This window comes from Aliiruegeria haliotis (genome assembly GCF_003003255.1).
In the GTDB taxonomy this organism is placed as follows: domain Bacteria; phylum Pseudomonadota; class Alphaproteobacteria; order Rhodobacterales; family Rhodobacteraceae; genus Tropicimonas; species Tropicimonas haliotis.
On sequence record NZ_PVTD01000005.1, the window covers coordinates 172,387 to 196,058 of the forward strand.

Annotated in this window: 32 protein-coding genes and 2 tRNA genes; 18 read left to right on the forward strand and 16 right to left on the reverse strand. The window is 63.0% G+C overall.

The window, feature by feature from the left end; genetic code table 11:
- Positions 1-216: 216 nt before the first annotated feature.
- The 5 genes from CLV78_RS13860 to CLV78_RS13880 form a co-directional block, all read right to left on the reverse strand.
- Positions 217-666, reverse strand: coding sequence for an aggregation factor core (locus tag CLV78_RS13860; protein WP_158263525.1), 450 nt, complete (start codon positions 664-666; stop codon positions 217-219).
- A gap of 147 nt (positions 667-813) precedes the next feature.
- Entirely contained in the window at positions 814-1,299 is a 486-nt protein-coding gene (locus CLV78_RS13865) for a fasciclin domain-containing protein (RefSeq protein WP_106205430.1), read from the reverse strand.
- 151 nt (positions 1,300-1,450) lie between these two features.
- Entirely contained in the window at positions 1,451-2,086 is a 636-nt protein-coding gene (locus CLV78_RS13870; RefSeq protein WP_106205431.1) for a DUF3047 domain-containing protein, read from the reverse strand.
- Positions 2,087-2,168: 82 nt separating this feature from the next.
- Positions 2,169-2,708, reverse strand: coding sequence for a lipocalin family protein (locus CLV78_RS13875; protein WP_106205432.1), 540 nt, complete (start codon positions 2,706-2,708; stop codon positions 2,169-2,171).
- Between the two features lie 111 nt (positions 2,709-2,819).
- Positions 2,820-3,197, reverse strand: coding sequence for a PAS domain-containing protein (locus CLV78_RS13880; protein ID WP_245925056.1), 378 nt, complete (start codon positions 3,195-3,197; stop codon positions 2,820-2,822).
- Positions 3,198-3,544: 347 nt separating this feature from the next.
- Between CLV78_RS13880 and CLV78_RS13885 the strand changes: the two genes are divergently transcribed.
- Positions 3,545-3,715, forward strand: coding sequence for a DUF1328 domain-containing protein (locus CLV78_RS13885; RefSeq protein WP_106205433.1), 171 nt, complete (start codon positions 3,545-3,547; stop codon positions 3,713-3,715).
- Between the two features lie 92 nt (positions 3,716-3,807).
- Positions 3,808-4,329, forward strand: a complete 522-nt coding sequence (locus tag CLV78_RS13890) for a Dps family protein (protein WP_106205434.1) — start codon at positions 3,808-3,810, stop codon at positions 4,327-4,329.
- An 83-nt stretch (positions 4,330-4,412) separates the two neighbouring features.
- Here CLV78_RS13890 and CLV78_RS13895 read toward each other — a convergent pair whose 3' ends face one another.
- The gene (locus CLV78_RS13895; protein ID WP_106205435.1) at positions 4,413-5,222 is read right to left on the reverse strand and encodes a response regulator; all 810 of its coding nucleotides are present in this window, start codon (positions 5,220-5,222) and stop codon (positions 4,413-4,415) included.
- Between the two features lie 134 nt (positions 5,223-5,356).
- Here CLV78_RS13895 and CLV78_RS13900 point away from each other — a divergent pair, with 134 nt between their 5' ends.
- From CLV78_RS13900 to CLV78_RS13910, 3 genes are read left to right on the forward strand one after another with little or no spacing between them, the layout of a single operon-like run.
- Entirely contained in the window at positions 5,357-5,524 is a 168-nt protein-coding gene (locus tag CLV78_RS13900) for a hypothetical protein (protein ID WP_245925058.1), read from the forward strand.
- Entirely contained in the window at positions 5,521-6,078 is a 558-nt protein-coding gene (locus CLV78_RS13905) for an RNA polymerase sigma factor (RefSeq protein WP_106205436.1), read from the forward strand. The genes CLV78_RS13900 and CLV78_RS13905 overlap by 4 nt, the downstream gene beginning before the upstream one ends.
- On the forward strand, positions 6,075-7,835 hold the full coding sequence (locus CLV78_RS13910; protein ID WP_106205437.1) for a sensor histidine kinase: 1,761 nt from the start codon (positions 6,075-6,077) through the stop codon (positions 7,833-7,835). Before CLV78_RS13905 ends, CLV78_RS13910 begins: the two co-directional genes overlap by 4 nt.
- A gap of 29 nt (positions 7,836-7,864) precedes the next feature.
- Here CLV78_RS13910 and CLV78_RS13915 read toward each other — a convergent pair whose 3' ends face one another.
- Positions 7,865-8,929, reverse strand: coding sequence for an AI-2E family transporter (locus tag CLV78_RS13915; RefSeq protein WP_158263526.1), 1,065 nt, complete (start codon positions 8,927-8,929; stop codon positions 7,865-7,867).
- Between the two features lie 103 nt (positions 8,930-9,032).
- Between CLV78_RS13915 and CLV78_RS13920 the strand changes: the two genes are divergently transcribed.
- Positions 9,033-10,055, forward strand: a complete 1,023-nt coding sequence (locus CLV78_RS13920; RefSeq protein WP_106205439.1) for an amidoligase family protein — start codon at positions 9,033-9,035, stop codon at positions 10,053-10,055.
- Between the two features lies 1 nt (position 10,056).
- On the forward strand, positions 10,057-10,806 hold the full coding sequence (locus CLV78_RS13925; protein WP_106205440.1) for a gamma-glutamyl-gamma-aminobutyrate hydrolase family protein: 750 nt from the start codon (positions 10,057-10,059) through the stop codon (positions 10,804-10,806).
- A gap of 396 nt (positions 10,807-11,202) precedes the next feature.
- On the opposite strand, the gene CLV78_RS13930 is transcribed toward CLV78_RS13925, so the two are convergent.
- The 8 genes from CLV78_RS13930 to CLV78_RS13965 all read right to left on the reverse strand — a co-directional run bounded on the left by CLV78_RS13930 (position 11,203) and on the right by CLV78_RS13965 (position 15,942).
- Positions 11,203-11,709 (reverse strand): pyridoxamine 5'-phosphate oxidase family protein, encoded by a 507-nt coding sequence (locus tag CLV78_RS13930; protein ID WP_106205441.1) that lies wholly within the window; start codon positions 11,707-11,709, stop codon positions 11,203-11,205.
- A 3-nt stretch (positions 11,710-11,712) separates the two neighbouring features.
- Complete coding sequence (locus CLV78_RS13935; protein ID WP_106205442.1) at positions 11,713-11,910, reverse strand: CsbD family protein; 198 nt, start codon at positions 11,908-11,910, stop codon at positions 11,713-11,715.
- Between the two features lie 550 nt (positions 11,911-12,460).
- Positions 12,461-13,633 carry an energy transducer TonB family protein gene (locus CLV78_RS13940; protein WP_106205443.1) on the reverse strand — a complete coding sequence of 391 codons (1,173 nt, stop codon included), beginning with the start codon at positions 13,631-13,633 and terminating at the stop codon, positions 12,461-12,463.
- Positions 13,630-14,007 carry an ExbD/TolR family protein gene (locus CLV78_RS13945; protein ID WP_106205444.1) on the reverse strand — a complete coding sequence of 126 codons (378 nt, stop codon included), beginning with the start codon at positions 14,005-14,007 and terminating at the stop codon, positions 13,630-13,632. The genes CLV78_RS13940 and CLV78_RS13945 overlap by 4 nt, the downstream gene beginning before the upstream one ends.
- Positions 14,008-14,011: 4 nt before the next feature.
- The gene (locus tag CLV78_RS13950) at positions 14,012-14,377 is read right to left on the reverse strand and encodes a biopolymer transporter ExbD (protein WP_106205445.1); all 366 of its coding nucleotides are present in this window, start codon (positions 14,375-14,377) and stop codon (positions 14,012-14,014) included.
- A complete protein-coding gene (locus tag CLV78_RS13955; RefSeq protein ID WP_106205446.1) occupies positions 14,370-15,035 on the reverse strand; it encodes a MotA/TolQ/ExbB proton channel family protein in 666 nt (221 codons plus the stop codon). The genes CLV78_RS13950 and CLV78_RS13955 overlap by 8 nt, the downstream gene beginning before the upstream one ends.
- Entirely contained in the window at positions 15,032-15,466 is a 435-nt protein-coding gene (locus CLV78_RS13960) for a hypothetical protein (RefSeq protein ID WP_106205447.1), read from the reverse strand. Before CLV78_RS13960 ends, CLV78_RS13955 begins: the two co-directional genes overlap by 4 nt.
- 401 nt (positions 15,467-15,867) lie before the next feature.
- Positions 15,868-15,942 (reverse strand) — tRNA-Thr (locus tag CLV78_RS13965).
- Between the two features lie 131 nt (positions 15,943-16,073).
- Between CLV78_RS13965 and CLV78_RS24495 the strand changes: the two genes are divergently transcribed.
- The 11 genes from CLV78_RS24495 to CLV78_RS14020 all read left to right on the forward strand — a co-directional run bounded on the left by CLV78_RS24495 (position 16,074) and on the right by CLV78_RS14020 (position 22,900).
- On the forward strand, positions 16,074-16,259 hold the full coding sequence (locus CLV78_RS24495) for a hypothetical protein (RefSeq protein WP_106205448.1): 186 nt from the start codon (positions 16,074-16,076) through the stop codon (positions 16,257-16,259).
- Positions 16,252-17,523: a UDP-N-acetylglucosamine 1-carboxyvinyltransferase gene (gene murA, locus CLV78_RS13975; protein WP_106205449.1), complete on the forward strand. Its 1,272-nt coding sequence runs from the start codon at positions 16,252-16,254 to the stop codon at positions 17,521-17,523. Before CLV78_RS24495 ends, murA begins: the two co-directional genes overlap by 8 nt.
- A complete protein-coding gene (locus CLV78_RS13980) occupies positions 17,516-17,992 on the forward strand; it encodes a DUF2948 family protein (RefSeq protein WP_106205450.1) in 477 nt (158 codons plus the stop codon). The genes murA and CLV78_RS13980 overlap by 8 nt, the downstream gene beginning before the upstream one ends.
- A 68-nt stretch (positions 17,993-18,060) precedes the next feature.
- Complete coding sequence (hisD, locus tag CLV78_RS13985) at positions 18,061-19,371, forward strand: histidinol dehydrogenase (RefSeq protein ID WP_106205451.1); 1,311 nt, start codon at positions 18,061-18,063, stop codon at positions 19,369-19,371.
- Entirely contained in the window at positions 19,368-19,856 is a 489-nt protein-coding gene (locus tag CLV78_RS13990) for a UPF0262 family protein (protein WP_106205452.1), read from the forward strand. The genes hisD and CLV78_RS13990 overlap by 4 nt, the downstream gene beginning before the upstream one ends.
- 1 nt (position 19,857) lies before the next feature.
- Positions 19,858-20,325 (forward strand): arsenate-mycothiol transferase ArsC, encoded by a 468-nt coding sequence (locus CLV78_RS13995; protein ID WP_106205453.1) that lies wholly within the window; start codon positions 19,858-19,860, stop codon positions 20,323-20,325.
- A gap of 398 nt (positions 20,326-20,723) precedes the next feature.
- Positions 20,724-20,942 carry a translation initiation factor IF-1 gene (gene infA / locus CLV78_RS14000; RefSeq protein ID WP_021097168.1) on the forward strand — a complete coding sequence of 73 codons (219 nt, stop codon included), beginning with the start codon at positions 20,724-20,726 and terminating at the stop codon, positions 20,940-20,942.
- 9 nt (positions 20,943-20,951) lie between these two features.
- Positions 20,952-21,530, forward strand: coding sequence for a Maf family protein (locus CLV78_RS14005; RefSeq protein WP_106205454.1), 579 nt, complete (start codon positions 20,952-20,954; stop codon positions 21,528-21,530).
- A complete protein-coding gene (locus tag CLV78_RS14010) occupies positions 21,527-22,570 on the forward strand; it encodes a ribonuclease E/G (RefSeq protein WP_106205455.1) in 1,044 nt (347 codons plus the stop codon). The genes CLV78_RS14005 and CLV78_RS14010 overlap by 4 nt, the downstream gene beginning before the upstream one ends.
- Complete coding sequence (locus CLV78_RS14015; protein WP_106205456.1) at positions 22,567-22,749, forward strand: DNA gyrase inhibitor YacG; 183 nt, start codon at positions 22,567-22,569, stop codon at positions 22,747-22,749. The genes CLV78_RS14010 and CLV78_RS14015 overlap by 4 nt, the downstream gene beginning before the upstream one ends.
- A 76-nt stretch (positions 22,750-22,825) precedes the next feature.
- Positions 22,826-22,900, forward strand: a tRNA-Phe gene (locus CLV78_RS14020).
- Positions 22,901-23,034: 134 nt separating this feature from the next.
- Here the strand turns inward: CLV78_RS14020 and CLV78_RS14025 are convergent.
- A complete protein-coding gene (locus CLV78_RS14025; protein WP_106205457.1) occupies positions 23,035-23,664 on the reverse strand; it encodes a hypothetical protein in 630 nt (209 codons plus the stop codon).
- Positions 23,665-23,672 lie beyond the last annotated feature (8 nt).

A 23,672-nucleotide genomic window follows, 5' to 3' on the forward strand; every position in this document is an offset into this window, starting at 1 on the left:
AGCGAGTCTACCGCACCGTCCGGCACGATTTTGCGGGTTCTAACGTTGTTTCTGGCTCGGTCCTAATACGGCAGGTGGTCGGGCTGAAATCGTTCGCTCTGTGCCCCCGAGTGCCGTTTGGGCCCGTGCGGTGCGCGCGCTGGGGGGGGGCGCGCGACGAGGCTCTGTCGCGATGGTAGGGGCACACCTACGCGTTGTTCGAGCCTTCGGAGGGTGTCAGGAGCAGGTCGGCAGCGGCACTCGGAGTTTTGCGGTCTCTTCAAATGTCTTCGAGGCCGTCCAGGCTGGTGTTTTGATCGATGCCGTTGCGCCGCTGAGTTCGCTGTCGGTCACAGTGATTGCTCTGCTCCCCCGGGTATCATCGACGTCCACCGTGAAAGCCACCGTTTCCCCGCGCGGGAGGCTTTTCAGCCGCAGGGTAACAAGACGATCGCCATCTCTCACGGTTGGTCGGTCAACGACATACCCTTCGCCGCTGACGATCTCGAAAGGTTGGAAAACCTCGGTTCCGGCTCCGTTACCCGTGACGTCAAATATGACACCGGAAGCGGAGGTAGAAAGGTCCAGCGTGATGGCTGCGGCATCGAGGTCACACGTGCCGGAGTTGGTCAGGACGAAACTGTCCTTCGGTGCGCCTTCCAGGAAAGCGACCTCCAGATCGGCCATGGCCGGCGTGGAAAAAAGAGTGGCAACAACGGCAGTAACCAGGTTTCTCATAGGACGATCGGTTCCGTTCGGTTTCTTGTGGCGTGGCGGCGTTGGAAAAGGTGCGCGCCGCCTCGAGGGAGGCAAGACGGCGCGCGGAACTGAGTATTACTTGGGAAGGATCACCGCATCGATGACGTGAATAACGCCATTGGACGCTTCAATATCGGCGGTGACGACATTTGCGCCATCAACGGTAACGCCGCCATCGGTCATGATCGTCACGTCGCTGCCCTGAACGGTCGTGGCCATCATGTTGTTGCTGAGATCACCGCTCATGACCTTGCCGGGCACCACGTGGTAGGTAAGCACGGCCGTCAGTTGATCCTTGTTCTCGGGCTTCAGGAGATCTTCAACCGTGCCTTCGGGCAACGCGGCGAAGGCGTCGTCGGTCGGGGCAAACACCGTGAAAGGACCTTCGCCCTTCAGGGTGTCTACGAGCCCGGCGGCCTGAACGGCGGCCACGAGGGTGTTGAAGGAGCCGGCTCCCACAGCCGTATCCACAATGTCCTTGGAGTGGCCATCGGCAAATGCGGTGGTCGCGGCGAACAGACCGGCGGCGGCGGTGGCGGCAAAGAAAGTTCTACGAAGCATGGTATCTCCATTCATGTGAGCCCGCGTCGTGCGGAATGTTTGGGATACGGCGCTTGACGTGAGGTGGATCATCGCGACGTGAAAAATGCTGCGCCGCCGGCCGAAGGGGGCGTCGCCCGGGACTGCCGCCCCGGTGCGTATCCCCGCGCGGTCATTCGAGTCTGAGCCCACCAAGCCGTGCCTGCACCGACGTGCCCGTGTCGTCACTGTCCGAAGACACTGCAAGTCCGACGAGAACGGTTTTTGGTTCACCGAAGGCACGCTGGAAATCTGCATTCAAATCAACGCTTTCCTGGTAGCTTCCCGTGCCTGCAGGGCGCCGGATCAAGGTCTTGCCACGAGTGCCAAGGTAGGGTGTCGGCAGCACCTCGCCACGGGCGTGCGTGCCGCCCCAGACATACATGAGCACGCGGGCATCCCGGTCTCTCAGCAGCTTGCGGATGCTGGTGTTTCGGCTGGCTTCGGCGCGATCCTGCGGCAAGAACACGAAATAGAGAGCAAGGTTGCGATCGTCTCCGCCCTTCCGCGTGAGCTGCGTGCCGGGCACGCTTTCCGAGACAGACCAGTCCCAGGTGGCCCGTGTTGCAGCACCATCGGAGGCCGGCAGCCGGGTCCAGATCAACGAAACCGATCCGTTTGAGCGCACCTCTACACCTTGCGGCGACTGGCTCCACTGGTTGCCGGGCAGGCGCGGGAACTTCTGCTCCGACCATTTCCCAAATGGCACCGCACCTGCCGCAGAAGCGGCAAGGGATATCGAGAGGGCGAGGGCGGCCGCCAATTTCATGATCGTTCTCCGGGGTATTTTCAGGCTGCCGGAGACGATAGCGCTGACAAGCGGGTCGAACAGGTTGTGGGGGCGTGACCTGTCAGTGGCGCACATCGCGAAGGCGCGCGGGATCGTACCCGTTACGCCTGAGAACCTCTTCTGCGGTTGCGCGCGCCTCGTCGGAGATCGACGGGCTGCGTGCGAGGATCCACCCGGTTGTCCCACGCGGCGCACCGACAACGGCAAGGGTGTAGTCCTCATCAACATGAAGCACCCAGTAATCGCCACGGGCAAAGGGAAGCCACGGCACGAACGTGACTGACAGCTTGCCCGGACCGACAACCTTGGCCTGTCCGTCGGCCGTCTTGACCTCACCATCGGGCGCACCGATCCGACAGGTGTTCAGTACCGAAATCTTGCCGTCATCGCGCAGGGCGTATTCCGCCGTGACCCCCTCACATCCTTTCTCGAAACGGTTGGGGAAGCGCGCGATCTCGTACCACTTGCCAAGGTAGCGTTCGAGGTCGAGTTGGGACACCGGTATCATCTCCACGTCACGATCCCTATACCTCTCGGCCATCGCAGGAGCCGCGAGAATGACCATCAGCCCTGCGACCATGGCGTGCCAGATTGCCTTCATGTTCTGCCTCCGGGTTATGCAGATTGGTTTTCAGGTTCCGAGTGGACAGACGATAAGCGCTTCGCCAAAGGGCGAGGAGCACAGGTCGATTGGCCGCCGGGAGTCTGCCGTTCAGATCGGGTTCTGAGCCCCGACATAGTACAGCAGATCGCCAGTGTCATCGAACAGCGGCCGAATCCGCAGGCGATTCATGAAAGGCTCGCCCGATTTGCGGTAGTTCAGAATGTCGATCGTGAAGGTCGTCCTGGCCTTCAGCGCCGCACGGATCGCCTCGACGGCGTTCGGGTCCGTTTCCGGTCCCTGTAGAAATCGGCAGTTCTGCCCGAGGACCTCGTCCGGTGCATAGCCGGTGTGAGCCTCGAACTCATCGCTGACATAGATCATCGGGTTGTCGGGCAACGCGGGGTTGGTGATCACGACGCTCATCGACCGTTCGTCAGAGTCGAGCCGGGCAATCAGGTCTTCTTCGCTGAGGAATGTGTCGGGCACGGTAGACTCCTACAAGATGGGAGAAAGGTCCTGCCCATATCCTACCCTCCCGGCGCCATTGAGCAATAGAGCGTTTGAGCCCAACGTTCCGCGCATCCGCGAGACGCGCGAAGGTCAATGCACACGATGGACAGCGCTGCTCATGATTGCCGGGTCGGCGTCACTCCAACTTCTGGGGGCAGTGGAGTGAACCAAGGCAAACCTCGCGGTGCTGCGCCTCTCTCTCCCATCTCGGCTGATTTCGGGCTTGGGAGCGTTTTCCACGATTCTTTGGGAACATTTCCGCCGGCACGCCGTTGTCGATGCACAGTTCGATACGAAAATCGCAACGATCAAAGGAGTAAATCATGCTTGGATGGGCCATCACGTTTCTGGTTGTCGCCCTCATTGCCGCGCTGTTCGGGTTCGGTGGGATTGCCAGCGCCTCGGCAGGGATCGCCCAGATCCTGTTCTTCGTATTTCTCGTACTGTTTGTCATCGCAATGGTCGCGCGCGCCCTGCGCGGTCGCACGCCCTGACTGAAGCAGAGCTCACTTTGGTGGAGCGCGCCTGAAAGGCGTGCCGTCGACCTACACCGCACAAGATCAATAACACGCTACCGGAGACTCCAATGAACAGTCCGCTGAACATCGCCCCCAGCAACCCCATGAACATCGCCCCCTCGGACAAGGTCGTGAAGACCGGCGTCCGCGACGTGGATGCGGTCGCCGAAGGCCTCGCGGATGTGCTGTCCGAGAGCTACGCCGTGTTGCTCAAGACCCATAGCTATCACTGGAATGTCGAAGGTCCGCTGTTTCACGCGGTGCATGTTCTGACCGAGGAGCACTACACCGATCTGTTCGCGGCGATCGACGTGATTGCAGAGCGCATCAGGGCACTTGGCCGGGTTGCCCCGATGAAACCCTCCGATGTCGTGAACATGTCCAACGAGCATTCCACGCTGGAGCATCCCTCGGCGCTCTGGATGCTGGAAGACCTCGCAAAGGACAACGAAAGGTTGGCCCACAAGCTGCACGCGTTGGTTGAGCTGGCGGATGCCCGCAAGGACCATGCGACGGCCGATCTTGCGACGGCCCGGATTGCTGTACACGAAAAAGCGGTGTGGATGCTGCGCGCGCTGGCCGCGTCCTGATCCGCGAAGCGATCACCACACCAACATGAAAAAGCCCCGCGTGACGACACGCGGGGCTTTCTGTTTATGTTCTCTGCCGTGGGTCAGGCGCCGAGCGTTGCGGTCGACGCGAAGAACATGGCCTGGCTGACGGCGCCGACCACCTGATCGGGCTCATAGGGTTTGGCAATCAGGAACGTCGGCTCTGGGCGGTCCCCGGTCAGCAGGCGTTCGGGGAACGCGGTGATGAAGATCACTGGGACGTCGAGTTCCGGAAGCAGCGTCTTCACGGCATCGATGCCGCTGGAATTGTCGGCGAGCTGAATATCGGCAAGGATCAGGTCAGGTTGTTGCTTGCGTCCCATCTCGACCGCGGCATCGCGGGTGCGGGCGACGCCAGTCACCTCGTGCCCCATCATCGACAGGATGCCCTCGAGATCCATCGCGATGATTGCCTCGTCCTCGATGATCAGAACCCGGCCGCTCACCGATTTCTGCATTTCCGCGCGTGCGGTCTCCACCAGAGCGTCAGCTTCGGCGGCGTCGATTCCCATCACGAACGCCAGATCATCGATGGAGAAACCCTCGACGGTGTGCAGGAGCAATGCTTCGCGCGAGTTCGGGGTAAGTGTTGCCAGATGCTGCGTTGCCTGGGCGCGGAGTGGATCCCCCGACACCGCATCCGGCGCATCGATACTCGTCCAGATCGAATGGAACACCCGGAACAGCCCTGCCTTTCCACCCCGGCTTGCATCAAAGCAACTCGGATCGGCCAGGATTGCCTCCAACGTGGCTGCGGCCTGACGGTCCCCGCTGTCCTGCCGCCCGGTCAGCGCCCGGGCATGCCGGCGCAGAAATGGCAATTCCGGAGCAACGAGATCTGACATCTTGGTTGGTTGGCTGGGATCGGTCATGCTGTCTCCAAGAAAAATCACACTTTCGGGGAACAAACGTTTCTCTCATGCGTTTGTTCCACAAGACCACGAATTTTTTTGCGGCTGTCAACACGAGCCAAGGGACGCCACTGCCGATGCCATCGAAATCCAGAATGCTGAAAAGCCAGATAGACGACAACCTGCGCCTCATATTCGAGGAAGAGTCGCAAGCTGATTTGCCGCCGCGGTTGCAGGAACTACTTGAACGTCTCGATGAGATCGACGTGCCTGTCGGTGTCGCAAGCGGGGTTTCCGATCCCAAGACGGAGAAGAACTCGTGAACCGACAAGATGCGAAGGCCGAACTGATCGGCCATATGAAGGTCCTGCGGGCCTTCGCCATGAGCCTGACCCGCAATCCAGCCGCCGCTGACGACCTCGTGCAGGACACCGTGCTAAAGGCGTGGAGCAAGCTCGACACGTTCGAAGAGGGTACGAACATGCGGGCATGGTTGTTCACCATTCTGCGCAATGGTTTCTATTCTGATCGACGGAAGGCCGCTCGCGAGACCGATGATCCGGAGGGCAATCTCGCTGGCGCTCTGGCGGAAAAGCCTGCACATGACGGGCGGTTGCAACTGGCGGATTTTCGGGTTGCCTTCGACACTCTCCCGCCGGAGCAACGCGAGGTCCTGACACTGGTCGGAGTGTTGCAATACTCTTACGAAGAGGCGGCGGAAATGTGTGGAGTGAAGATCGGAACGATCAAAAGCCGTCTCAAGCGCGGGCGCGATGCGCTGGCGCAGGCGATGGATCTGTCGGAGGACGAACCGATCGAAATGACGGATCAGGTCACCCAGTCCGTGGTCTCCGTCAATGGAGGAGCCGCTGCGTGAGCGAGCAACGGGCCGGGCCGCTCCCGGCGAAGCGTCTTCGGCTCCCGTTTCGCGGAAGCCTGTCGCTGCGTCTTGCCTCCTTGCTCTCGATTGCACTCCTTCCATTGGGTTTGATCGCGGTCTGGCAGACGACACGGCTGGAGCGAGAGCTTGACGAGATCCACTCCCTGACGACGACCGCGATCACCGCGCGCGCTGCCAGCAACGACCGCAGGACAATCGAGGCCGCGTTTGGTGCGGCGAAGGGGCTGGCGGCCGCGATCCCCGAGATGCGGGGCGATCCTGCGCAATGCCGCGAGACGTTCCAGCGCTTCCTCGACCGGTCGGGCGGTGATTTCGCCTTTGCCGGGTTCATTGACAGGGAGGGTCACTCGGTTTGCTCCTCCGCCGACACCAGCCTCGACCTGTCGGATGATCCCGAGTACCGGGCGTTGATGTCTGGCGACCGCCGCAAGATCCTGGTGTTGCCGGAAGGACCGGTATCAGGCGCCTCGGTAATTCTGGCGGGTCAGCCAGTGCGTGATCGGGATGGCGCCGTGACGGGGTTCGTTGCTGTTTCGATCCCCCATCTGCGACTTGACCCGCCGCCTGATGACCAGATTGCCGGGCGGAAAATGGACCTGGTCACGATCAACCGGTCAGGAGAGATCCTGACTGCAACCGGCGACCTCGGTCAGGCGGAGGGCTGGCTGCCCGCGGACCGAGACGCGGCGGCGCTCGTCTATGGACCAGACCGCTTCATCGGACAGAACCGCAACGGGGAGACACGCGCCTTCTCTGTCGTTCCGATCGTCGAGGAAACTGTCTACGCCGTCGGCTCCTGGCTGCCGCGGTCCGCCGGCGAGGGCCGGGCATGGGTCTCGCCTGCGTTGTTCCCGATCCTCATGTGGCTGGCCAGCCTCGCACTGGTCTTCATGGCAGTGGAGCGGCTGGTCGTGCGGCACGTTCGCAGACTCGCAGCACAGATGCAGGTTTTCGGCCGCGACCGGAACCTGCCGCCAGCCGGGAGCGCAGAGTCGATGCCCTCTGAACTGGCCGCTATCGACGATGCGTTCGGTGAGCTGGCGGCCCGGCTCCTTCGCGACGAAGCTGACCTGCTGGATGCGATGCACGACAAGGATGTACTGCTCAAGGAGGTCCATCACCGCGTCAAGAACAACCTTCAGTTGATTTCCTCCATCATCAACATGCAGATCCGCGCCACCCAAAGCGACGAGACGCTGGCCGCGCTTCAGAATGTGAATCGTCGGGTTGCAGGCATGGCAACGGTGCACCGCCGACTATACCAGGCCGAGAACCTCGGGCTCGTTCAGGCGGGTGATCTGTTGCGAGACGTCGTGGCGCCGCTCTTGGACCTCGCGCCTCCCGGCGGCGCACGGCCGGAGGTGGAGCTGAAGCTCGACCCGGTTGTGCTCTATCCCGACCAGGCGGTTCCGGTTGCGTTGCTGACCGTCGAGGCGGTGACAAACGCGCTCAAGTACCTGCAGACTGATGCAAACGGGGAACGCTGGCTTCGAGTCTGCCTCGACGATCTTGGCGAGGGAACGGTGCGGATTTCCACGGCGAGTTCCCTCTCAGAACGGCCGGCCACCGGCGAGAGCCAGGAAGCGGTTGATGCCGGCGGATTGGGAAGCCGGTTAATCGCTGCCTTTGCGAGGCAATTGGACTCCTCGGTCGAGATTGAAGAAGGTCAGGGCGTGTTCCGGCTTAGTGTCACGTTCGAGGCTTTGCCGTTCTCCAGTGACGATCCAGCCTGAGGGGCGGTGCGAACGTCGTGGCGCGCGCGTCAAGCGGGTGGTGGCGTTTCGGATCCGCGTGGCGCTGGCCCGTCCGGGAGGCCGAGCTGCCAGCCCGTCATGCTGAGCGTCCATACAAGGAGCGGGATCGCGACAATCCCGCCAATCGGACCCCAGAGCCAGAGCCAGATTGTGAGGGACAGGAAAACAAGCAGCGGGTTGATGGTCATGCTGTGGCCCACGAGCGTCGGTGTCACGAACTGGCCCTCCGTCACGTTCAGCGCAAGGTAGGCGGCCATCGGCAGGATGCCGGCAATTCCGTCGAAGGTGAGGATGCCCGCCACGGCGAGCGCAGAGGCGAAGATTGCCGGGCCGAGATAGGGTGCGAAGTTGAACAGGAATGCCAGCACACCCCACAGGACCGGTGAGGGCATTCCCAGGGCCGACATGGTCACAGCGACGAGAATTCCAAGACCGGCGTTGATCACGCTGATCGTCAGGAAGTACCGGGACACACGCGCCTCCGCCTTGCGCAACCGATGGGAATCGACGGTTTGTGTGGCGCGTTCGACCAGCTCATAGATCTCGTCCCGCGACAGCAGGAAGAAAAACAGCGTTCCCACGAACACAAGAGCCTGTCCGGCCAGCGCCGGTGCATAGCCGAGCGCCGTCGCAACATCGGGCAGCGCTTCGTCTGGGGCGATAATCTGGTCACCGCCCGCACTCTCGGTGTCGCCCTCGTCCTTCAATGCCTCGTTCACCGTTTCCGCCATCTCCTCGACGCCCCGCAGCAGGTTGCGCAGGTTCTCGATGGCTCCTTGCGCTTCTTCCCAGAGGATCGGGGCACGGCGGACAAGTTCGCGCACATAGGGGTCCATGAAGAGCACGAACAGCCCGATGAGCATTGCTACGAGCAGCAGCCCGGAAAAGGCGGCGAGGGATCGTGGCACACCTGCGGAACGTGCAAGATCGACCAGCGGCGCGAAGACCACACCGACAACGAGCGCCAGGACAACCGGCGCCAGGATTTGCTGGGAGGCCCAGAAGACCGCCAGCATGGCCAGGATGGCGAGTGCGATCTGAGCGATACAAGCCATTCTGGCCAAGGGTGTCATACGAGTGCCTCCTCTGGTCCAACGCACAGTATCGAGGGAGGTTCCCGGCACCGCGCGATCATGTGCCATTGGAACCTTTCCCGGGCCTAGGCGTTCCCACTTCATGGATATACAGCGCACAACCCCCTCCGAGAACTCCCCTGTCTTCGCGCCGTTGCCGGCTGATCCGTCATGTGAATCGCCACGTCGTGTCGGGCTTGAGATCGAGTTCGCCGGGCTTTCGTTGCCGGACGCCACAGGTGTCGTGAAGCAGCGTTTCTCCGGCCGCGAAATCTGGAACGGCGCCGGGGAGGTAACCCTGCAGCACAGTTCCATTGGCAAGATCGAGATGTACCTGGACACGGCATTCCGCCCGGAGTCGGAGTCCGCCGCCGCGAAGGCCGGTGTGGAAATTGCCCAGTCCGTGGTGCCATTGGAGATCGTGACCGAGCCCTTGCTTCATACCGATCTGCCGCAGATGGAGGCTCTGGTCGCGGACCTGGACGCCGCAGGCGGCCACGGCGGCGGAAAGAGTCTGCTGATCGGCTGCGGTCTGCACCTGAATATCGATCTTGCCGACAGCGAAGAAGGATCGGACTTGCCCCGGATTGCGCTTGCCTACGCATTGCTGGAGGGCTGGCTGCGTTGGCGAGACCCGCCGGAGCTGAGCCGACGTCTCTTGCCATTTGTCGACCCCTTTCCGGCCGACATGGTGTCTGACCTGGCCGGGATGGGCCCCGGGATGAGTTGCGACGACCTGTTCACGCTGCTGTCGCGATACGCTCTGAGCCGCAACCAGGGGCTCGATCTCCTGCCAGCGTGGGCTGCCGTTGCACCGGAACGGTATGAGCGGGATGGGCCGGTCGACAGTGCGGTCTCCCCACGTCCGGCATATCACTATCGGTTGCCGGATTGCAGGATCGGCGATGCCGAATGGTCACTCGCCTACGAGTGGGACCGTTGGCAGCTGATCGAGAACGTGGCGCGGAGGACTGACCTGCTGGAGGCATTGTGCAACCTTTGGCTCGCGGCAGACGGAACGCAGTTGCTGCCCGGCCATACCGAATGGCACGAGGCAGTCACCGGGCACCTTGGCTCGCTGGCAACCTTGGCGCCGAACTACCGTTCGGTTCAGGAGGGCGGATAGAATGGCCCGGAGAGAGCACAATCGCCCGCTGATTGGCGTGACGACCTCTGCCCGCTCGGGGTGGCGCATCTTCCCGCTGGTCGCTTTCAACCTGTGGCTTGTGGGCGGACGCGGGATCCGCTGGGGCGCCGGGCGCCCCGCCGATCTTGATGCGGTCGATGGTTTGATCATTGGTGGCGGAGATGACATCGCGCCGGCGCTTTATGGCGGCGAGATCGTGGCCGAGGCCGTACTGGAGCCCCAGCGGGACGCGCTGGAAAGGACGCTGGCGGAGGCGGCGCTGACCCGCGGGATTCCTGTGCTCGGGATCTGCCGCGGCGCGCAAATGCTGAATATCGCTGCGGGCGGGACGCTGATGGGGGATGCCTTCGCCCGTCACCCCGAATCGCGAAAGGTCCGCACTATCCTTCCACGCCGGATTGTGTCGGTATCCGCCGACAGTTGGCTGCGCCGGATCACCGGGCGCGATACGCTCAAGGTCAACGCCTTGCACAGCCAAGCGGTTGATCGATTGGGCAATGGGCTGCGTGTGGGTGCGCGGGATGGCGGCGGCATGGTGCAGGCCATTGAAAGCACACGCGATCCGTTCGCGCTGGGCGTGCAATGGCACCCGGAGCATCTTTTCTATCGCGCCGCGCATCGGCGGCTCTTCACGGCGCTTGTTGCCGCCGCGCGTGAACGGCGCCTGGAGCGGCACGGGAACGGCCGTCAGAGGGCTGCCGTGGCCGGGGCACTGAAGCCGTCCGGCTAGGCAATGATCGTATTGGGCTTGCTAGGGGTTTGTCTTTCCTGCCGTGGGCCTGGGCAAAAAAGCTTAATAGTGCCTGCTCCAGAGATATCAGCTCGCGCGCAGATTGCCCAAAGGCCAGGACAGCCATTCGCGAACTGTTCTGGCGGTAGTCGGGATTGCTACAGCCGGCCCGTTATATCCGGTCCCATCCGGCCAGCCCCGTGGAGAGGCTGATGGCGGCTATGGGCAGGCCCGGTTGCACGTCTGTGCCGGCCCCCTCTGAAGGCCCAGCCTGAACGACTGGTGACTTGGTCCGGCGCATGTCCAATATCATGTCGGGAATCGAAAAAGTCATCCTGCTTCTCCTTGTCCTATGTGAACCCCGCGCCGGTCGGCGACGTGGCGCGGGGCGGGCGATCAAGCCGCGATCTGGATCACGGTGTGAAAGCCGAGGTCTTCGGCCGAACCGCCGGCATTGGCGCGCAGGACGTTGATGCCGAACACGACCGGGTTGGACGGGCTCGCCCAGAGCGCGGCTTCTCGCAGTGTCATTCGCAACAGGATCGCATCCGATTCCGTCGGCGCCTCGCCTTCGAAGAAGGCGGCGGACACCGGCGACCAGAGGTTGCGCAACCGTTCCGGGTTGTCGACCTGCATGAGCGCGCCGGTGAAGCTGATGTGAACGTCCTGCGCCTTGGTCACGAGCGTGAATCGCGCATCCGCGCCTTCGCCCACCGCTGCGACAAGGTCGGATTGGCGGTTGACGATGAACCAAAGCTCACCGTCACTCCGCTCCAGGTGATGTGTCATGGGTTGCGGATGCTGGCCACTTGCCGGGACCCACAACATGCCCGCCCGGGTGTCGTCGAGCGCATCGAAAACGAGTTTTTCCGGGGCTTCCCGGGCTGTGTCGAGATCCGGCATCGCTCACGCCTCCGCCAGCCAGCGATCGATAGCGTCGCGGGCTTCTTCCTTGGTCTTTCCGTACTTCTGGCGCAGCAATCCTTCGAGCTGCTCGCGGTCGCCCTCGGCTTCCGCCAGTTCATCATCGTTCAGGCGGCCCCAGGTCTCCTTGGCCTTGCCCTTCATTTCCTGCCAGTTTCCGCGAACTTGGTCCCAGTTCATCTTGGGTCTCCTTTCCGTAGTGGTCGCCTGCTCACGCGGCGCCTTCACAGAGAGAACGGCGACAGGCCCGGAATGTTCCCGGCTGGGCGCTAGACCCGTCGGACCCGAACGGGTGGTGCCCCGGTCAAGGGCGCCCGAACCGGCTTGTGACCGATTCCGGCGGGACAAATGCCGGGTCGGCGCCAAAACGCCCCTCAAAGTGAGCTCGGCACCGTGCCTAAGATGTTCGCCAGGGCGTTGCAGGTGTCGCCAGTGCTACGGTCTCGCATCGGTCTCCGTCGCGGATCGGTCGTTCCGCGCGGTGGGCAGGCAGGACCGGGCAGGGTTGGTGGACCTGGTCGCAATCCGCCATGGCCGTATACACTCTTGCGCCAAGCTGCATTGTGCGCACCAAGTGGTCCTTCCAGATGGCGCTTCATCTCGCTGGATCGGCCAACAGCCTTCTTGGCTTGCGCGAATGAAACCCAAGGCCATCAGCTATCCCATTGTTTTCGCACAAGTCGCCCCAAGCACCCGTCGCGGTACCGTCAGTGAGCGCACACCCTGCAGTCTATTTGGAGCCGAAAACGAAGCCGATCTGCCGCTTGGCGCCAGCAGGTGGCCGCGGAAAGGGCTCTGCCTTCCGGACCTGCTGGCGGGCTGCGCGAACTAGTTCCGGCGAACCCGACCGCGTATCGACCTTGACCCAGGCCAGCGTGCCGTCCGGATTGATCTCGAAGGTGACCCGTGCCAACCCGGGGGTTGATACCCGTACCGGTGGGACACTGTTCAGATGCACCAGAACACGTCCGGCATAGTTGGTGGTGCTTGCGTTTCCTGGTCCCCGATCCCTGTTCTGGCCGAGCCAGCCGTTCAGGGTCCCGTCGCGTTGATAGGCCGTCAGCGGCGATTCCATGGTCTGGGGCGCAGGGGGCCGGCTGCCGCTGCCTGCAGTGGACGGGGCGGAGGGTCGTCGATCCGGGAGTTTTGGACGCGGCGAAGATACAACAGCAAGCTCGGTCCCCCCGAGACCGTCCTCGGCGGTCTCCGGCACCGGGGCGATGTCCGTGTCGGGGGTGGCCGGGTCAATGCTCTCCTGTTCCAGCGGGATGACCGGGATCGTCGCAGGCTCTGGTGATGGCGAAACAGGCAGCGTGGGCGACACCTCGACCGGCAAGGCCGCAAGCCGTTGTGTCGGCTCCGGCGAAGGTGCATTCGACGGCTCTGTTGCTGCGGTGTCGACTGCCGCAACATCGGAGACGGGCGCGCTTTCCGGTTCTTCGGGCGATGACACGGGCTCGACGGCGCTGGGGCTGGCGGCCTCGGTCGCCGAGCCGTCCTCACCGTTCGGGGTGGAAACGGCCTCCGGCTTCGGTATCTCTGCCGGCTTGGGTTCCGTAGAACCAGCCGCGTCCGCCTGCACTGTCTCGGCCGAACCCAGGTCCGGTGCCGCGACAGGCTGTGGATCGGGGGATGCCACGAGCGCAACGGAAGTTGGGGGGTCCTGGTTCTCTGGCTCCGGCAACGGTTCGGTTGGTGGTTCGGGCGCTGGGGCCGGTTCGGGTGGCACCGGATCCGACAGGGCTTCCGCAATGTCCTCGAACGAACTGCCCAATGCGACACTATCGGACGGTGCATCGGCATGCGGTCGTTCCGCGTCAACGCGAATGCCAAGGCCGAAGACATGCGTCACCAGCGACAACAGGACGGCCGCAGTCGCGGCGATTGCCGATCTGCGGATCACTCGATGGCCTGTTCGGTGACGAGGAACACGGACGGGGCACCAAGGCGGCGGAGGGTTCCAGTCACCTCCACCAGCCTGGACGCTGGCGCATCGCGATCAGGCACGATCCGTGCCGGTTCATCAGCGCGCGTGTCCAGATACGCCTTCGGGTCACTTGGCTGGCCCCGGTAGCTCAAAGTGCCGTCCTTGTGCAGTACCAGCGCATCTGGTGGCTCCCGCCCGTCGAGGCCGGCGGTGTCCACGAGTTCCAGGTCCGGGTCGAGCGGTGGCGCGACCGTTCCAGCGATCAGAAAGAAGATCAGCATCAGGAAGACCACGTTGATCAGCGCGATGGTCGAGTCGCGTTTTCGACGCGGGATCGTGGAGCGTATCATTCGTTCACTCCAGCACCAAGACGTTGACACCTTCCACGCCGCGCAGTTGCACGAGAAGGTCAGCCAGCCTCTGTGCAGAGGTGTCGTCGTCAAGGCTCACCAGCAACTGCCCGGGCTGGACAGTCCTGGCCAATTCGTTCAGCGAAACGTCCGCCCCATTCAACACCAGTCGCGCGCCACCGAGTTGCAGAAATGCGCGCTCGGTCGGTTCTCCTGCGGCCCCGGTCCCGGCTACGGCCGCGCTCAATTCGATCTCGCCGAATTTCGCGAAGGTCGAGGATAGCATAAAGAACAACAGCAGAAGGAAAATGACATCGATGAGCGGCGTCAGCGCCACCCTGCGGCGGGTGAATGGCGCTCTGTTAGCCATGGTTCGAGGCCAAGGGCGCGAAGTCGGGCGCTGCGTCAGCAGGGTCGGTCCGGCTGGGCACCGCGACCGTCCGGAGCGCCTTGTCCGCGAACACACGTTCACCAGCAGTGCGGCTTTCGAGCCAGGCGAGTACCATCGACGTCGGCATCGCCACTGCCAGCCCGACGGCGGTTGTCAGAAGCGCGACCCAGATCCCGCCCGCAAGCAGAGACGGATCCACCGACGAGCCAGCATTCTGAAGGCTCTGGAACGCTTCGATCATGCCGAGAACCGTGCCGAACAGGCCAAGCAACGGCGCAAGCTGGGCGACAGTGTCGAGAAAACGAAAACCGCGTTCAAGGCCTGCGAGCGCCAGCCCCGCTTCGGCGTCCAACCGGTCATCCAGTCCGGGCATGTCGCGCTCTTCCATCGCCACCTTCAGAAGTGGAGCCAGGTAGCTGCGGCTTTCGGCAAGTCGCGTCCGGGCGGTTTGGCGGTCACCTGCATCCCAGGCGGCCAGCGCCTCTGAAAGATGACGGTGGCGACCCACCCCTGAGACAGCGAACTGCCAGATCTTGTAGAGAGCGACCCCGAGCGTCAGTACGGAGATCACCAGCAGGATCGCTATGACCGGACCGCCGAGGTTCACAATCTCGCCGAGCGCGTCGATGGGATTCATCCGAGCAACTCCACCGAAAGACGGCTGCCGAGCGAGAGCGACGCATCACAGATGTCGCTTTCGGCGCCGTCGACACGGCATGTATTGGCACCATTGATCAGCGCCTGCCCGATGGACTCGCAGGACCTGTCCGGCAGATCGAACTGCCGTACCCGTGGCCGATCGGCTGGCAACTCGCGGAAATCAAAAAGCGACAGGTTTACCACGCCGCCGGATTGATCGAAGACCACCGCCTCGAATACCACCTTCTCGATGGTCATTCCGGTCCCGTTGCGTGCCATGAACGTCAATCGGCACGCGCCGCCCACATCCTGCAATGCGTTCAGTTCCAGATGCAGGGTACGAGGCGTGTCTTCGGCGGACTGAGCCTGTGCCAATGCCGGCAGCACGCCAGCCAATACAGTTGTCAATGCAAAGAGACGAAACGACATGGGCAGGCTCCTGATTGCTGTTGCCGGAACATCGCGGCCTGAGAAATGTCGCGAGCGGGTGGACCAAACCCCGCTCGGATATCGCAGACCTTGCCAGATCGGAAGGCCTGCCAACGGCAATGTGATATTGCCGAGCAGCAGCGCAGGCAGGCCAATACGAATGGCCGGGGTGGAGGTGAGGCGTCTACAGCGTGTTATTTGAACCCGGCCCGATCATGCTCTGGATGGATACGTAGAAGGCCGAACTCAATTGGTATGAGTGGTTGCCGGGGATACTATGATCGCGCGCATTTCTCGGAAACGCGTGGAATGCCCTGCTCTGCAAGATCCATTCGCCAACCGGACGGCGCTCTAGGCGATCCGTTCTGGCCGAACTCGAAGTCCAAGTCTGTGGTGGAATCTGGTGCTGCCGGAGAGATTTGAACTCTCGACCTCTCCCTTACCAAGGGAGTGCTCTACCCCTGAGCTACGGCAGCATTTGAAGTGAGGGCGGGATATACAAGTTGCGGTCGCAAGTGCAAGAGGATTCTGGCAGCATTGCTTCAAATTCCGCCACGATCCCGCATGAAGGCTGGACCTGCACCGGCCCCTCGCGTAATTCCGCCTCATGAGCGGGACACGGAAGAGCCGGCCGGCACCGGATTCCCGGGAGGTCCGGCTGAAACAGGCATTGAAAGCTAATCTCCAGCGGCGAAAGGCCCAGGCGAAGGCGCGTACCGACGCGCTGGAGGACGCGCAGCAGGTCGACGGCGCCCATCCCGATACGAGGCAGGAGAACGAGTCGAATGGATAGGATTGTTGTACAGGGCGGCGGGCCGCTCAGCGGGAAGATCTCGATCTCGGGTGCGAAGAATGCGTGTCTGACGCTGATGCCGGCCACGTTGCTGAGTGAAGAGCCGCTGACGCTGACCAATGCGCCGAGGCTGTCGGACATCCGCACCATGACGACGTTGCTTCAGTCGCTCGGCGCAGAGGTCTCGTGCATGCAGGACGGCAAGGTGCTCGCCATGTCGAGCCACTGCGCCGACAACCATGTCGCTGACTACGATATCGTGCGGAAGATGCGCGCCTCCAACCTGGTTCTGGGGCCGTTGCTGGCGCGCCACGGACATGCCGTGGTGTCTCTCCCGGGCGGATGTGCGATTGGCGCACGACCTATGGATATCCACATCACGGCACTTGAGGCCATGGGAGCGGAGATCGAGCTGAAGGAAGGCTACCTCCACGCGAAAACCAACGGTGGGCTGAAAGGGGGCGACATCGCCCTGCGATTCGCTTCGGTCGGGGCCACTGAGAATGTGATGATGGCGGCCACTCTCGCCAAGGGAACCACCGTGCTGCGCAACGCCGCCCGCGAGCCGGAGATCGTGGATCTCGCGCTTTGCCTGCGTGCAATGGGGGCGCAGATCGAAGGTGAGGGCACCGACACGATCACCATCGAAGGGGTTACATCGCTGCACGGGGCCACACACCCCGTGGTCGCCGACCGGATCGAGACCGGCACCTACATGCTGGCGCCGGCGATCGCCGGAGGCACGGTCGAACTGGAGGGCGGACGGATTGGCCTTTTGGGCGCCTTTTGCGAGAAACTGGACGCCGCGGGCATTTCGGTGGAGGAGACCGCAACCGGCCTTCGCGTCAGCCGCAAGAATGGCCGGGTGAACGCGGTCGATGTCGTAACGGAGGTCTTTCCAGGCTTCCCGACCGACCTGCAGGCGCAGATGATGGCGCTCATGTGCACGGCCGAAGGCGTCAGCGTGCTGGAAGAGAAAATCTTCGAGAACCGTTTCATGCATGCGCCGGAACTGATCCGCATGGGGGCGCAGATCGACGTCCAGGGCGGGACCGCGACGGTGACTGGCGTGGACAGGCTGAAGGGCGCGCCGGTCATGGCAACCGATCTGCGGGCCAGCGTGTCGCTGATCCTCGCCGCCCTTGCGGCCGAAGGCGAAACGGTGGTGAATCGGGTCTACCACCTCGATCGCGGCTACGAGAGGGTCGAGGACAAGCTAGGTGCCTGCGGCGCACGCATTGAACGGGTGAACGAGAATGACTGATGCTACCTTCGAGGACGGTGCCGAGCGCCCGATCCTGGTGACCGCCGTCGATGCCGACGATCTCGGGGTGATCTCGGCGATGGTCCAGGACGCCGTCCTTCCGATCACGGAAATGCGCTGGGAGGCGAAAAGCCGTCGTTTCGCAATGCTGCTGAACCGGTTCCGCTGGGAGGATCGGGAGGATGCAGAGCAGCGTGGCCGCCCCTACGAGCGGGTGCAGAGCCTGCTTGTGGTCGAGGACGTCACAAAGGTCGCGTCGCAGGGCATCGATCGGACCGACAGTGACATGGTCCTGTCGCTGCTCTCTGTCGCCTTCGAACCTGGAGCGGACGGGACGGGTCGTCTGGTGCTGACGCTTGCCGGCGACGGTGCAATCGGCCTCGATGTGGAATGCCTGAATGTATCGCTCCGCGATGTCACGCGCCCCTATGTTGCCCCCTCCGGCCAGGTGCCGCAGCACGGCGACTGAACATCGCGGGCGGCCTGCTTGAGGCGGCGGAGAGGGAACGGTATGTGGGGGCCTGACGAGGAGACGCCATGCCCCAGTTCCTGACAACTGACGAATCCGATTTCGAGTCCCGTTTCGCGGCCTTCCTGACCACGAAACGCGAGGATGCGCCGGACGTGGACGAGGCCGTCGCCGCCATCATTGCCGACGTGCGTGCCCGTGGCGATGCCGCAGTCATCGAGTTGACCGAAAGGTTCGACCGTTTCTCTCCGGGCGCGGACGGGTTGGCCTTCACGCAAGCAGAGATAGACGCCGAGTGCGCAAAAGTCGCGCAGTCCGAACGCGCTGCACTGGAACTCGCCGCCGACCGCATACGTGCGTATCATACGCGCCAGATGCCGGAGGACGCCAGTTGGACCGACGCCACGGGCGCGACACTCGGCTGGCGCTGGACGCCAGTCTCCGCTGCTGGTCTCTATGTACCGGGCGGGCTTGCCTCCTATCCCTCCTCGGTCCTGATGAACGCGATCCCGGCCAAGGTCGCTGGGGTCGAGCGGCTGGTGGTCACGGTGCCGACACCGGACAATGTCGTGAACCCGCTTGTGTTGCTTGCGGCAAAGATCGCCGGTGTCGATACGGTCTACCGAGTAGGCGGGGCGCAAGCTGTCGCTGCCCTTGCTTATGGGACCGAGACAATTGCGCCGGTCGACAAGATCACCGGCCCGGGCAATGCCTTCGTTGCTGCGGCCAAGCGCCGGGTGTTCGGCAAGGTTGGCATCGACATGATCGCGGGGCCGTCCGAGATCCTCGTGATCGCCGATGCCGAGAATGACCCCGACTGGATTGCCGTCGATCTGCTCAGCCAGGCGGAGCACGACGAGAGCGCCCAATCGATCTTGATCACGCCCGACGCTGCCTTTGGCCGCGCCGTGGCGGACGCCGTTGAAAAGCGTCTTGAAACCCTAGAGCGCCGCGCGATCGCCGGCCCCTCATGGCGGGATTTCGGGGCCGTGATCACGGTCGGCGATCTGGACGAGGCAGCGGAATTGTCCAACCGCATCGCACCGGAGCACCTGGAGCTTTGCGTGGCGGATCCTGAGGCGCTGGCGGAAAAAACGATTCACGCCGGCGCGATTTTCCTTGGCGGCTGGACGCCAGAAGCCATCGGCGACTATGTCGGTGGACCCAACCACGTATTGCCAACCGCCCGCTCAGCCCGGTTCTCATCCGGGCTCAGCGTGATGGATTTCCTCAAACGCACAACGCTTGCGTCGATGACTCCCGCCGCGCTCAAGGCCATCGGACCTGCAGCCGAAACCCTTGCCATTTCCGAGAGCCTCGAGGCGCACGGCCTGTCCGTCCGGGCCCGGCTTGACCGACTCAACGAGGAGACGCCATGAGCACCTCCCGCATCTGCCATGTCGAGATCGACAACACCCACCTCGCCTCGCCAACGCCCGAGATCGAGCAAGAGCGAAAAGTGGCAATCTTCGATCTGCTGGAAGACAATTCCTTTGCCATGCCGCTCAGGCATGACGACGAACCGATCCCGGAGGGCCCATACAAGCTGCTGCTTGCGATTCGTGACCGGCGGTTGGTCTTCGATATCTCCACCGAGGACGACGGGAAAGTTGGAGAGTTCCATCTCTCCCTCGGACCCTTCCGGCAGGTGGTGAAGGACTACTTTCAGATCTGCGAGAGCTATTTTTCTGCCGTGAAAACCATGCCGCCAAGCCAGATTGAGGCGATCGACATGGCACGGCGGGGCATCCACAACGAGGGCGCCAGAGTCTTGCAGGAGCGCCTGGAGGGCAAGGCCGAGGTTGACCTCGATACGGCACGCCGTCTTTTCACTCTGATCTGCGTCCTGCATTTCGGAGGTTGACGTGGCAGCGGACCTTCCCACATCGGTACTGTTCACCTGCGACCACAACGCAGTGCGTTCCCCGATGGCGGAAGGTCTGGCCAAGCTCTACTACGGACATGCCTTCTATATCCAATCGGCAGGAGTGAAGAACGATCTGGAGATCGACGGCTTTTCGATTGCCGTCTGCGACGAGGTCGGCGTCGAGCTTTCGCGACATCGCGCGCGCAGCTTTGACGAGATGCAGGATTGGGGTGATGATCTCGGCGGGTTCGACCTTATCGTCTCTTTGTCGCCTGCAAGCCAGCGCAAGGCGCTGGAACTGACGCGGTACTACCACCTCGACGTGGAATACTGGCCTATCATGGATCCAACCGGCCTCGGCGAGACCCGCGAGGAGAAACTCGACCGCTACCGCCAGTCTCGGGACCAGATCATCGGACGGATGATCGAGCGTTTTGGCCCGCCGCTGCGACAGCAAGCGTCCTGACGGCTGTAGTTTGGATGTCGTCTGGCCGTTTGATGGTCCTGCGCAGCGCCACTTCCGCAGCTTGGCGACCTCGAGTGTTGGCAGATGTGCCTCCGTTCGCCGACATCCGCATCACATGGATGTGGCCCACGCACTCCGTTTCCGCGGCGAACGCATTCGCTGAGTGGTGGAGGAGGTCCCCGGCGCGTGCCTGCACCAGGCAATCGAAATGCGAATCCTCTTGGCTGGAGTGGTGGCCCGACCACGGCCCTCGCCATCGGAAAGACAGCGAAGCGGCGCGTAAACCCGGTCACACCGGGGAAAATGAACGCGAATCGGCCTTGATTTGTGGCGCGATCAGGCGCATTTAACGCCCACCTTCCGAGAGGGAGGCTGTTGCAAACACTTTTGGAGTGAACATGGCCAAGGAAGAACTGCTCGAATTCCCCGGTGTCGTGAAGGAACTCCTGCCGAACGCGACATTCAGGGTCGAACTCGAGAACGGCCATGAAATCATCGCGCACACGGCGGGCAAGATGCGGAAGAACCGTATCCGAGTTCTGGCCGGCGACCGGGTCCAGGTGGAAATGACCCCGTACGACCTGACGAAGGGTCGTATCAACTACCGCTTCAAGTAAGGCGCAAAAATGCGCCTCGTGCTTGGTTCCGGCAGCCCGCGGCGGCGCGAGCTGCTGGCCCAGATCGGCGTCGTTGCCGACGATATTCGTGCCCCCGACATCGACGAAACCCCGAATGACGGCGAACTGCCGCGGCCGTATTGTGCGCGCATGGCGCGAGAGAAGGCATTGGCCGTAAAGGCCGATCGAGAAGAATTGGTGCTCTCGGCGGATACGACCGTTGCCTTGGGGCGGCGTATCTTTGGCAAACCGGCGGATGCAGCGGAAGCTGCAGACTTCCTGCACCGGCTCTCCGGGCGGAGGCATCGGGTCTATACCGCCGTTGCCCTGCGGCTCGGCGAGCGGGTTTGGGAACGCGACAGCGTGAGCGCGGTGCGCATGAAGATGCTGAGCGACATTGAGGTCAACGCCTACCTGCGCTCCGGCGACTGGGTGGGCAAGGCGGGCGGCTACTCGATACAGGGGCCTGCCGGTGCCTTCATCCCTTGGATCAGCGGCTCCTACACAGGTATCGTCGGTCTGCCGCTTGCTGAAACTGCCGGCCTGCTGATGGCGGCCGGATACCCGCTCTACAGGGAGGCCCCATGAAGGGCACCAGCGTATTTCTCGATCACGTCCTGGATCGCCGCGTTGCCGTCCGAATGGTGGATGGCCGGGTGGAGGACCTTCTCGTCGACCCGCCCGAAGGGGGCCCGAATGTGCCTGGCACTGTGTTTCTCGCCAAGGTGGGACGGCAGATGAAAGGCCAGGGCGGCGTCTTCGTACAGCTTCCGCACGGGCAGGGTTTCCTGCGGCAAGCGAAGGGGCTGGCGCAGGGGCAAAGTGTTCTGGTCCAGGTCACCGGCTACGCTGAGCCGGGCAAGGCGGTCCCCGTTACGCTGAAGCTGCTCTTCAAGTCTCGGTTTGCCATCGTGACCCCGGATGCACCAGGCCTGAACGTTTCTCGCCGCATCCGCGACGAGGATGCGCGCGCGGCGCTCAAGTCCCTCGCCGAAGATCTGATGGATGGCAGCGAATTCGGCCTGATCCTGCGGTCTGAAGCCGAGGGCGCGGACGAGGGGGAAATCGCCGAGGACATCGCGGAGATGCGGAGCCTTGCAGAGGCGATCCTTGGCGAATCCTCCGGCGATCCGCAGCTATTGCTGGAGGGCGCGGATTCCCACGCTCTGGCGTGGCGCGACTGGGGCACGCCGGACGAGATCGTGACCGATGCCGGATGCCTGGAGACCCGGGGGGTGCTGGACGATCTGTCTCTGGCGCTGTCCGGCGACATCCCGTTGACCGGCGGTGGAAGTCTCGTGGTCGAGCCGACGCGTGCGCTGGTTGCCGTAGACGTGAACACGGGCGGCGACCAGTCCCCGGCTGCGGCCCTGAAGGCGAACATCGAAGCCGCCCGCGAACTCCCGCGCGCATTGCGATTGCGCGGCCTCGGTGGGCAGATCGTGGTTGATTTCGCCCCGCTGGCAAAGAAAGACCGCAGACAGATCGAGCAGGTGCTGAAATCGACCCTTCGCGCCGACCCGGTCGAAACCGCGATGATCGGCTGGACCCCGCTTGGCCATTTCGAACTGCAACGAAAACGCGAGCGCCCGCCCCTCGACCCGACTGTCACGGAGGCTCTGCGTTGAGTTGCCCGATTTGCAGCAAGGACCCGGAACCGCGCTACCGTCCCTTCTGCTCGAAGCGCTGTGCGGATGTCGACCTTGGGCGCTGGATGCAGGGGAAATACGCCATAGCGACGGAAGAGCGACCCGTCGTAGATGGGGCGTCGGACGAGTTCGACGATGCGGCTCGAAAATTCCACTGATTTTTTGCCGGCCCCTATGGACTTGCCCGATCAGCCCGATTAGAACGCCGCAACCCGCGCAGAGATGCGCACCCGTGCCCGGGTAGCTCAGGGGTAGAGCAGTGGATTGAAAATCCTCGTGTCGGTGGTTCGATTCCGCCCCCGGGCACCACTTGAAATCAAGAACTTAGTGGAATTTCGGCGGCCTTTCGAGAACTACGGCTTTCGGCTGGGGGCGCGCTGGGGGCGCTATTTGCGCGCGTTTTGCAGAGACTGATCGGGACCGATGCAGCCGGAATTCTTCCGCTATTTGGACGGCCTTTCTGCCAGGCTTTCAGCCGGGTGCGAATTTGAAAGGGGCATTTTCTGGCCCGCCTGCGCCTGCAACGCCGCCGCTTCCAGGGCGGTTGCAAGCTCGGATATCTCGGCAAGGGCCGAAGCCGGATCCAGTGCGGCCAGCCGCTTCCCCAAGCTGGCGCAGAGCGTGGCAATTGGCAGAGCGGCGACAGTCGGCGGCCGGCGTTTCTTCGGCGGGCCGTTCCGGCGGCGGCGCTGGGTCATGTTCGCCATGTTCCGGGGATCAAGGCTCGGTCGGGATTTCTTGATTGCCGCGTGCTCTGCCCACATGGCCCGCACTTCGGTCTCATGCTCGCAGCACCACATGAGCGAGCCGCGCCAGTCTGTCGGCACGTCGACGAAGCCCTGCACCTCGCACCACGCCTGAAATGCCCGGGCATATCCCGCCCCCATGGGCTTGTTCGTCCCGGCCTCAGCCATTGCCAGTCGGCGCCCTTCCATCAGCGCGCGCCCTACATCAAACAACTGATCCAGCCCCAGCTCCTGCGCCTTGCAGAACCGCCGCCATGCGTCACGGCCGGCGGCCACGACAACAGACAGTCCCGAAGCCGGTTCAGTTCTGAGCGCAACCGTTCCCATTGTGTCGG

What these genes read in the sequence shown, in the direction of transcription:
- CLV78_RS13960 (WP_106205447.1), bottom strand. Translation starts at nt 15,466, where the DNA reads ATGTCGTTTCGTCTCTTTGCATTGACAACTGTATTGGCTGGCGTGCTG.
- CLV78_RS13860 (WP_158263525.1), bottom strand. Translation starts at nt 666, where the DNA reads ATGGCCGATCTGGAGGTCGCTTTCCTGGAAGGCGCACCGAAGGACAGT.
- CLV78_RS13890 (WP_106205434.1), top strand. Translation starts at nt 3,808, where the DNA reads ATGAACAGTCCGCTGAACATCGCCCCCAGCAACCCCATGAACATCGCC.
- CLV78_RS14010 (WP_106205455.1), top strand. Translation starts at nt 21,527, where the DNA reads ATGAAGGGCACCAGCGTATTTCTCGATCACGTCCTGGATCGCCGCGTT.
- CLV78_RS13925 (WP_106205440.1), top strand. Translation starts at nt 10,057, where the DNA reads ATGGCCCGGAGAGAGCACAATCGCCCGCTGATTGGCGTGACGACCTCT.
- CLV78_RS13915 (WP_158263526.1), bottom strand. Translation starts at nt 8,929, where the DNA reads ATGACACCCTTGGCCAGAATGGCTTGTATCGCTCAGATCGCACTCGCC.
- CLV78_RS13870 (WP_106205431.1), bottom strand. Translation starts at nt 2,086, where the DNA reads ATGAAATTGGCGGCCGCCCTCGCCCTCTCGATATCCCTTGCCGCTTCT.
- CLV78_RS13895 (WP_106205435.1), bottom strand. Translation starts at nt 5,222, where the DNA reads ATGACCGATCCCAGCCAACCAACCAAGATGTCAGATCTCGTTGCTCCG.
- infA (WP_021097168.1), top strand. Translation starts at nt 20,724, where the DNA reads ATGGCCAAGGAAGAACTGCTCGAATTCCCCGGTGTCGTGAAGGAACTC.
- murA (WP_106205449.1), top strand. Translation starts at nt 16,252, where the DNA reads ATGGATAGGATTGTTGTACAGGGCGGCGGGCCGCTCAGCGGGAAGATC.
- CLV78_RS13920 (WP_106205439.1), top strand. Translation starts at nt 9,033, where the DNA reads ATGGATATACAGCGCACAACCCCCTCCGAGAACTCCCCTGTCTTCGCG.
- CLV78_RS13990 (WP_106205452.1), top strand. Translation starts at nt 19,368, where the DNA reads ATGAGCACCTCCCGCATCTGCCATGTCGAGATCGACAACACCCACCTC.
- CLV78_RS14005 (WP_106205454.1), top strand. Translation starts at nt 20,952, where the DNA reads ATGCGCCTCGTGCTTGGTTCCGGCAGCCCGCGGCGGCGCGAGCTGCTG.
- CLV78_RS13935 (WP_106205442.1), bottom strand. Translation starts at nt 11,910, where the DNA reads ATGAACTGGGACCAAGTTCGCGGAAACTGGCAGGAAATGAAGGGCAAG.
- CLV78_RS13950 (WP_106205445.1), bottom strand. Translation starts at nt 14,377, where the DNA reads ATGGCTAACAGAGCGCCATTCACCCGCCGCAGGGTGGCGCTGACGCCG.
- CLV78_RS13875 (WP_106205432.1), bottom strand. Translation starts at nt 2,708, where the DNA reads ATGAAGGCAATCTGGCACGCCATGGTCGCAGGGCTGATGGTCATTCTC.
- CLV78_RS13885 (WP_106205433.1), top strand. Translation starts at nt 3,545, where the DNA reads ATGCTTGGATGGGCCATCACGTTTCTGGTTGTCGCCCTCATTGCCGCG.
- CLV78_RS13930 (WP_106205441.1), bottom strand. Translation starts at nt 11,709, where the DNA reads ATGCCGGATCTCGACACAGCCCGGGAAGCCCCGGAAAAACTCGTTTTC.
- CLV78_RS13955 (WP_106205446.1), bottom strand. Translation starts at nt 15,035, where the DNA reads ATGAATCCCATCGACGCGCTCGGCGAGATTGTGAACCTCGGCGGTCCG.
- CLV78_RS13945 (WP_106205444.1), bottom strand. Translation starts at nt 14,007, where the DNA reads ATGATACGCTCCACGATCCCGCGTCGAAAACGCGACTCGACCATCGCG.
- CLV78_RS14025 (WP_106205457.1), bottom strand. Translation starts at nt 23,664, where the DNA reads ATGGGAACGGTTGCGCTCAGAACTGAACCGGCTTCGGGACTGTCTGTT.
- CLV78_RS13980 (WP_106205450.1), top strand. Translation starts at nt 17,516, where the DNA reads ATGACTGATGCTACCTTCGAGGACGGTGCCGAGCGCCCGATCCTGGTG.
- hisD (WP_106205451.1), top strand. Translation starts at nt 18,061, where the DNA reads ATGCCCCAGTTCCTGACAACTGACGAATCCGATTTCGAGTCCCGTTTC.
- CLV78_RS13900 (WP_245925058.1), top strand. Translation starts at nt 5,357, where the DNA reads ATGCTGAAAAGCCAGATAGACGACAACCTGCGCCTCATATTCGAGGAA.
- CLV78_RS24495 (WP_106205448.1), top strand. Translation starts at nt 16,074, where the DNA reads ATGAGCGGGACACGGAAGAGCCGGCCGGCACCGGATTCCCGGGAGGTC.
- CLV78_RS13865 (WP_106205430.1), bottom strand. Translation starts at nt 1,299, where the DNA reads ATGCTTCGTAGAACTTTCTTTGCCGCCACCGCCGCCGCCGGTCTGTTC.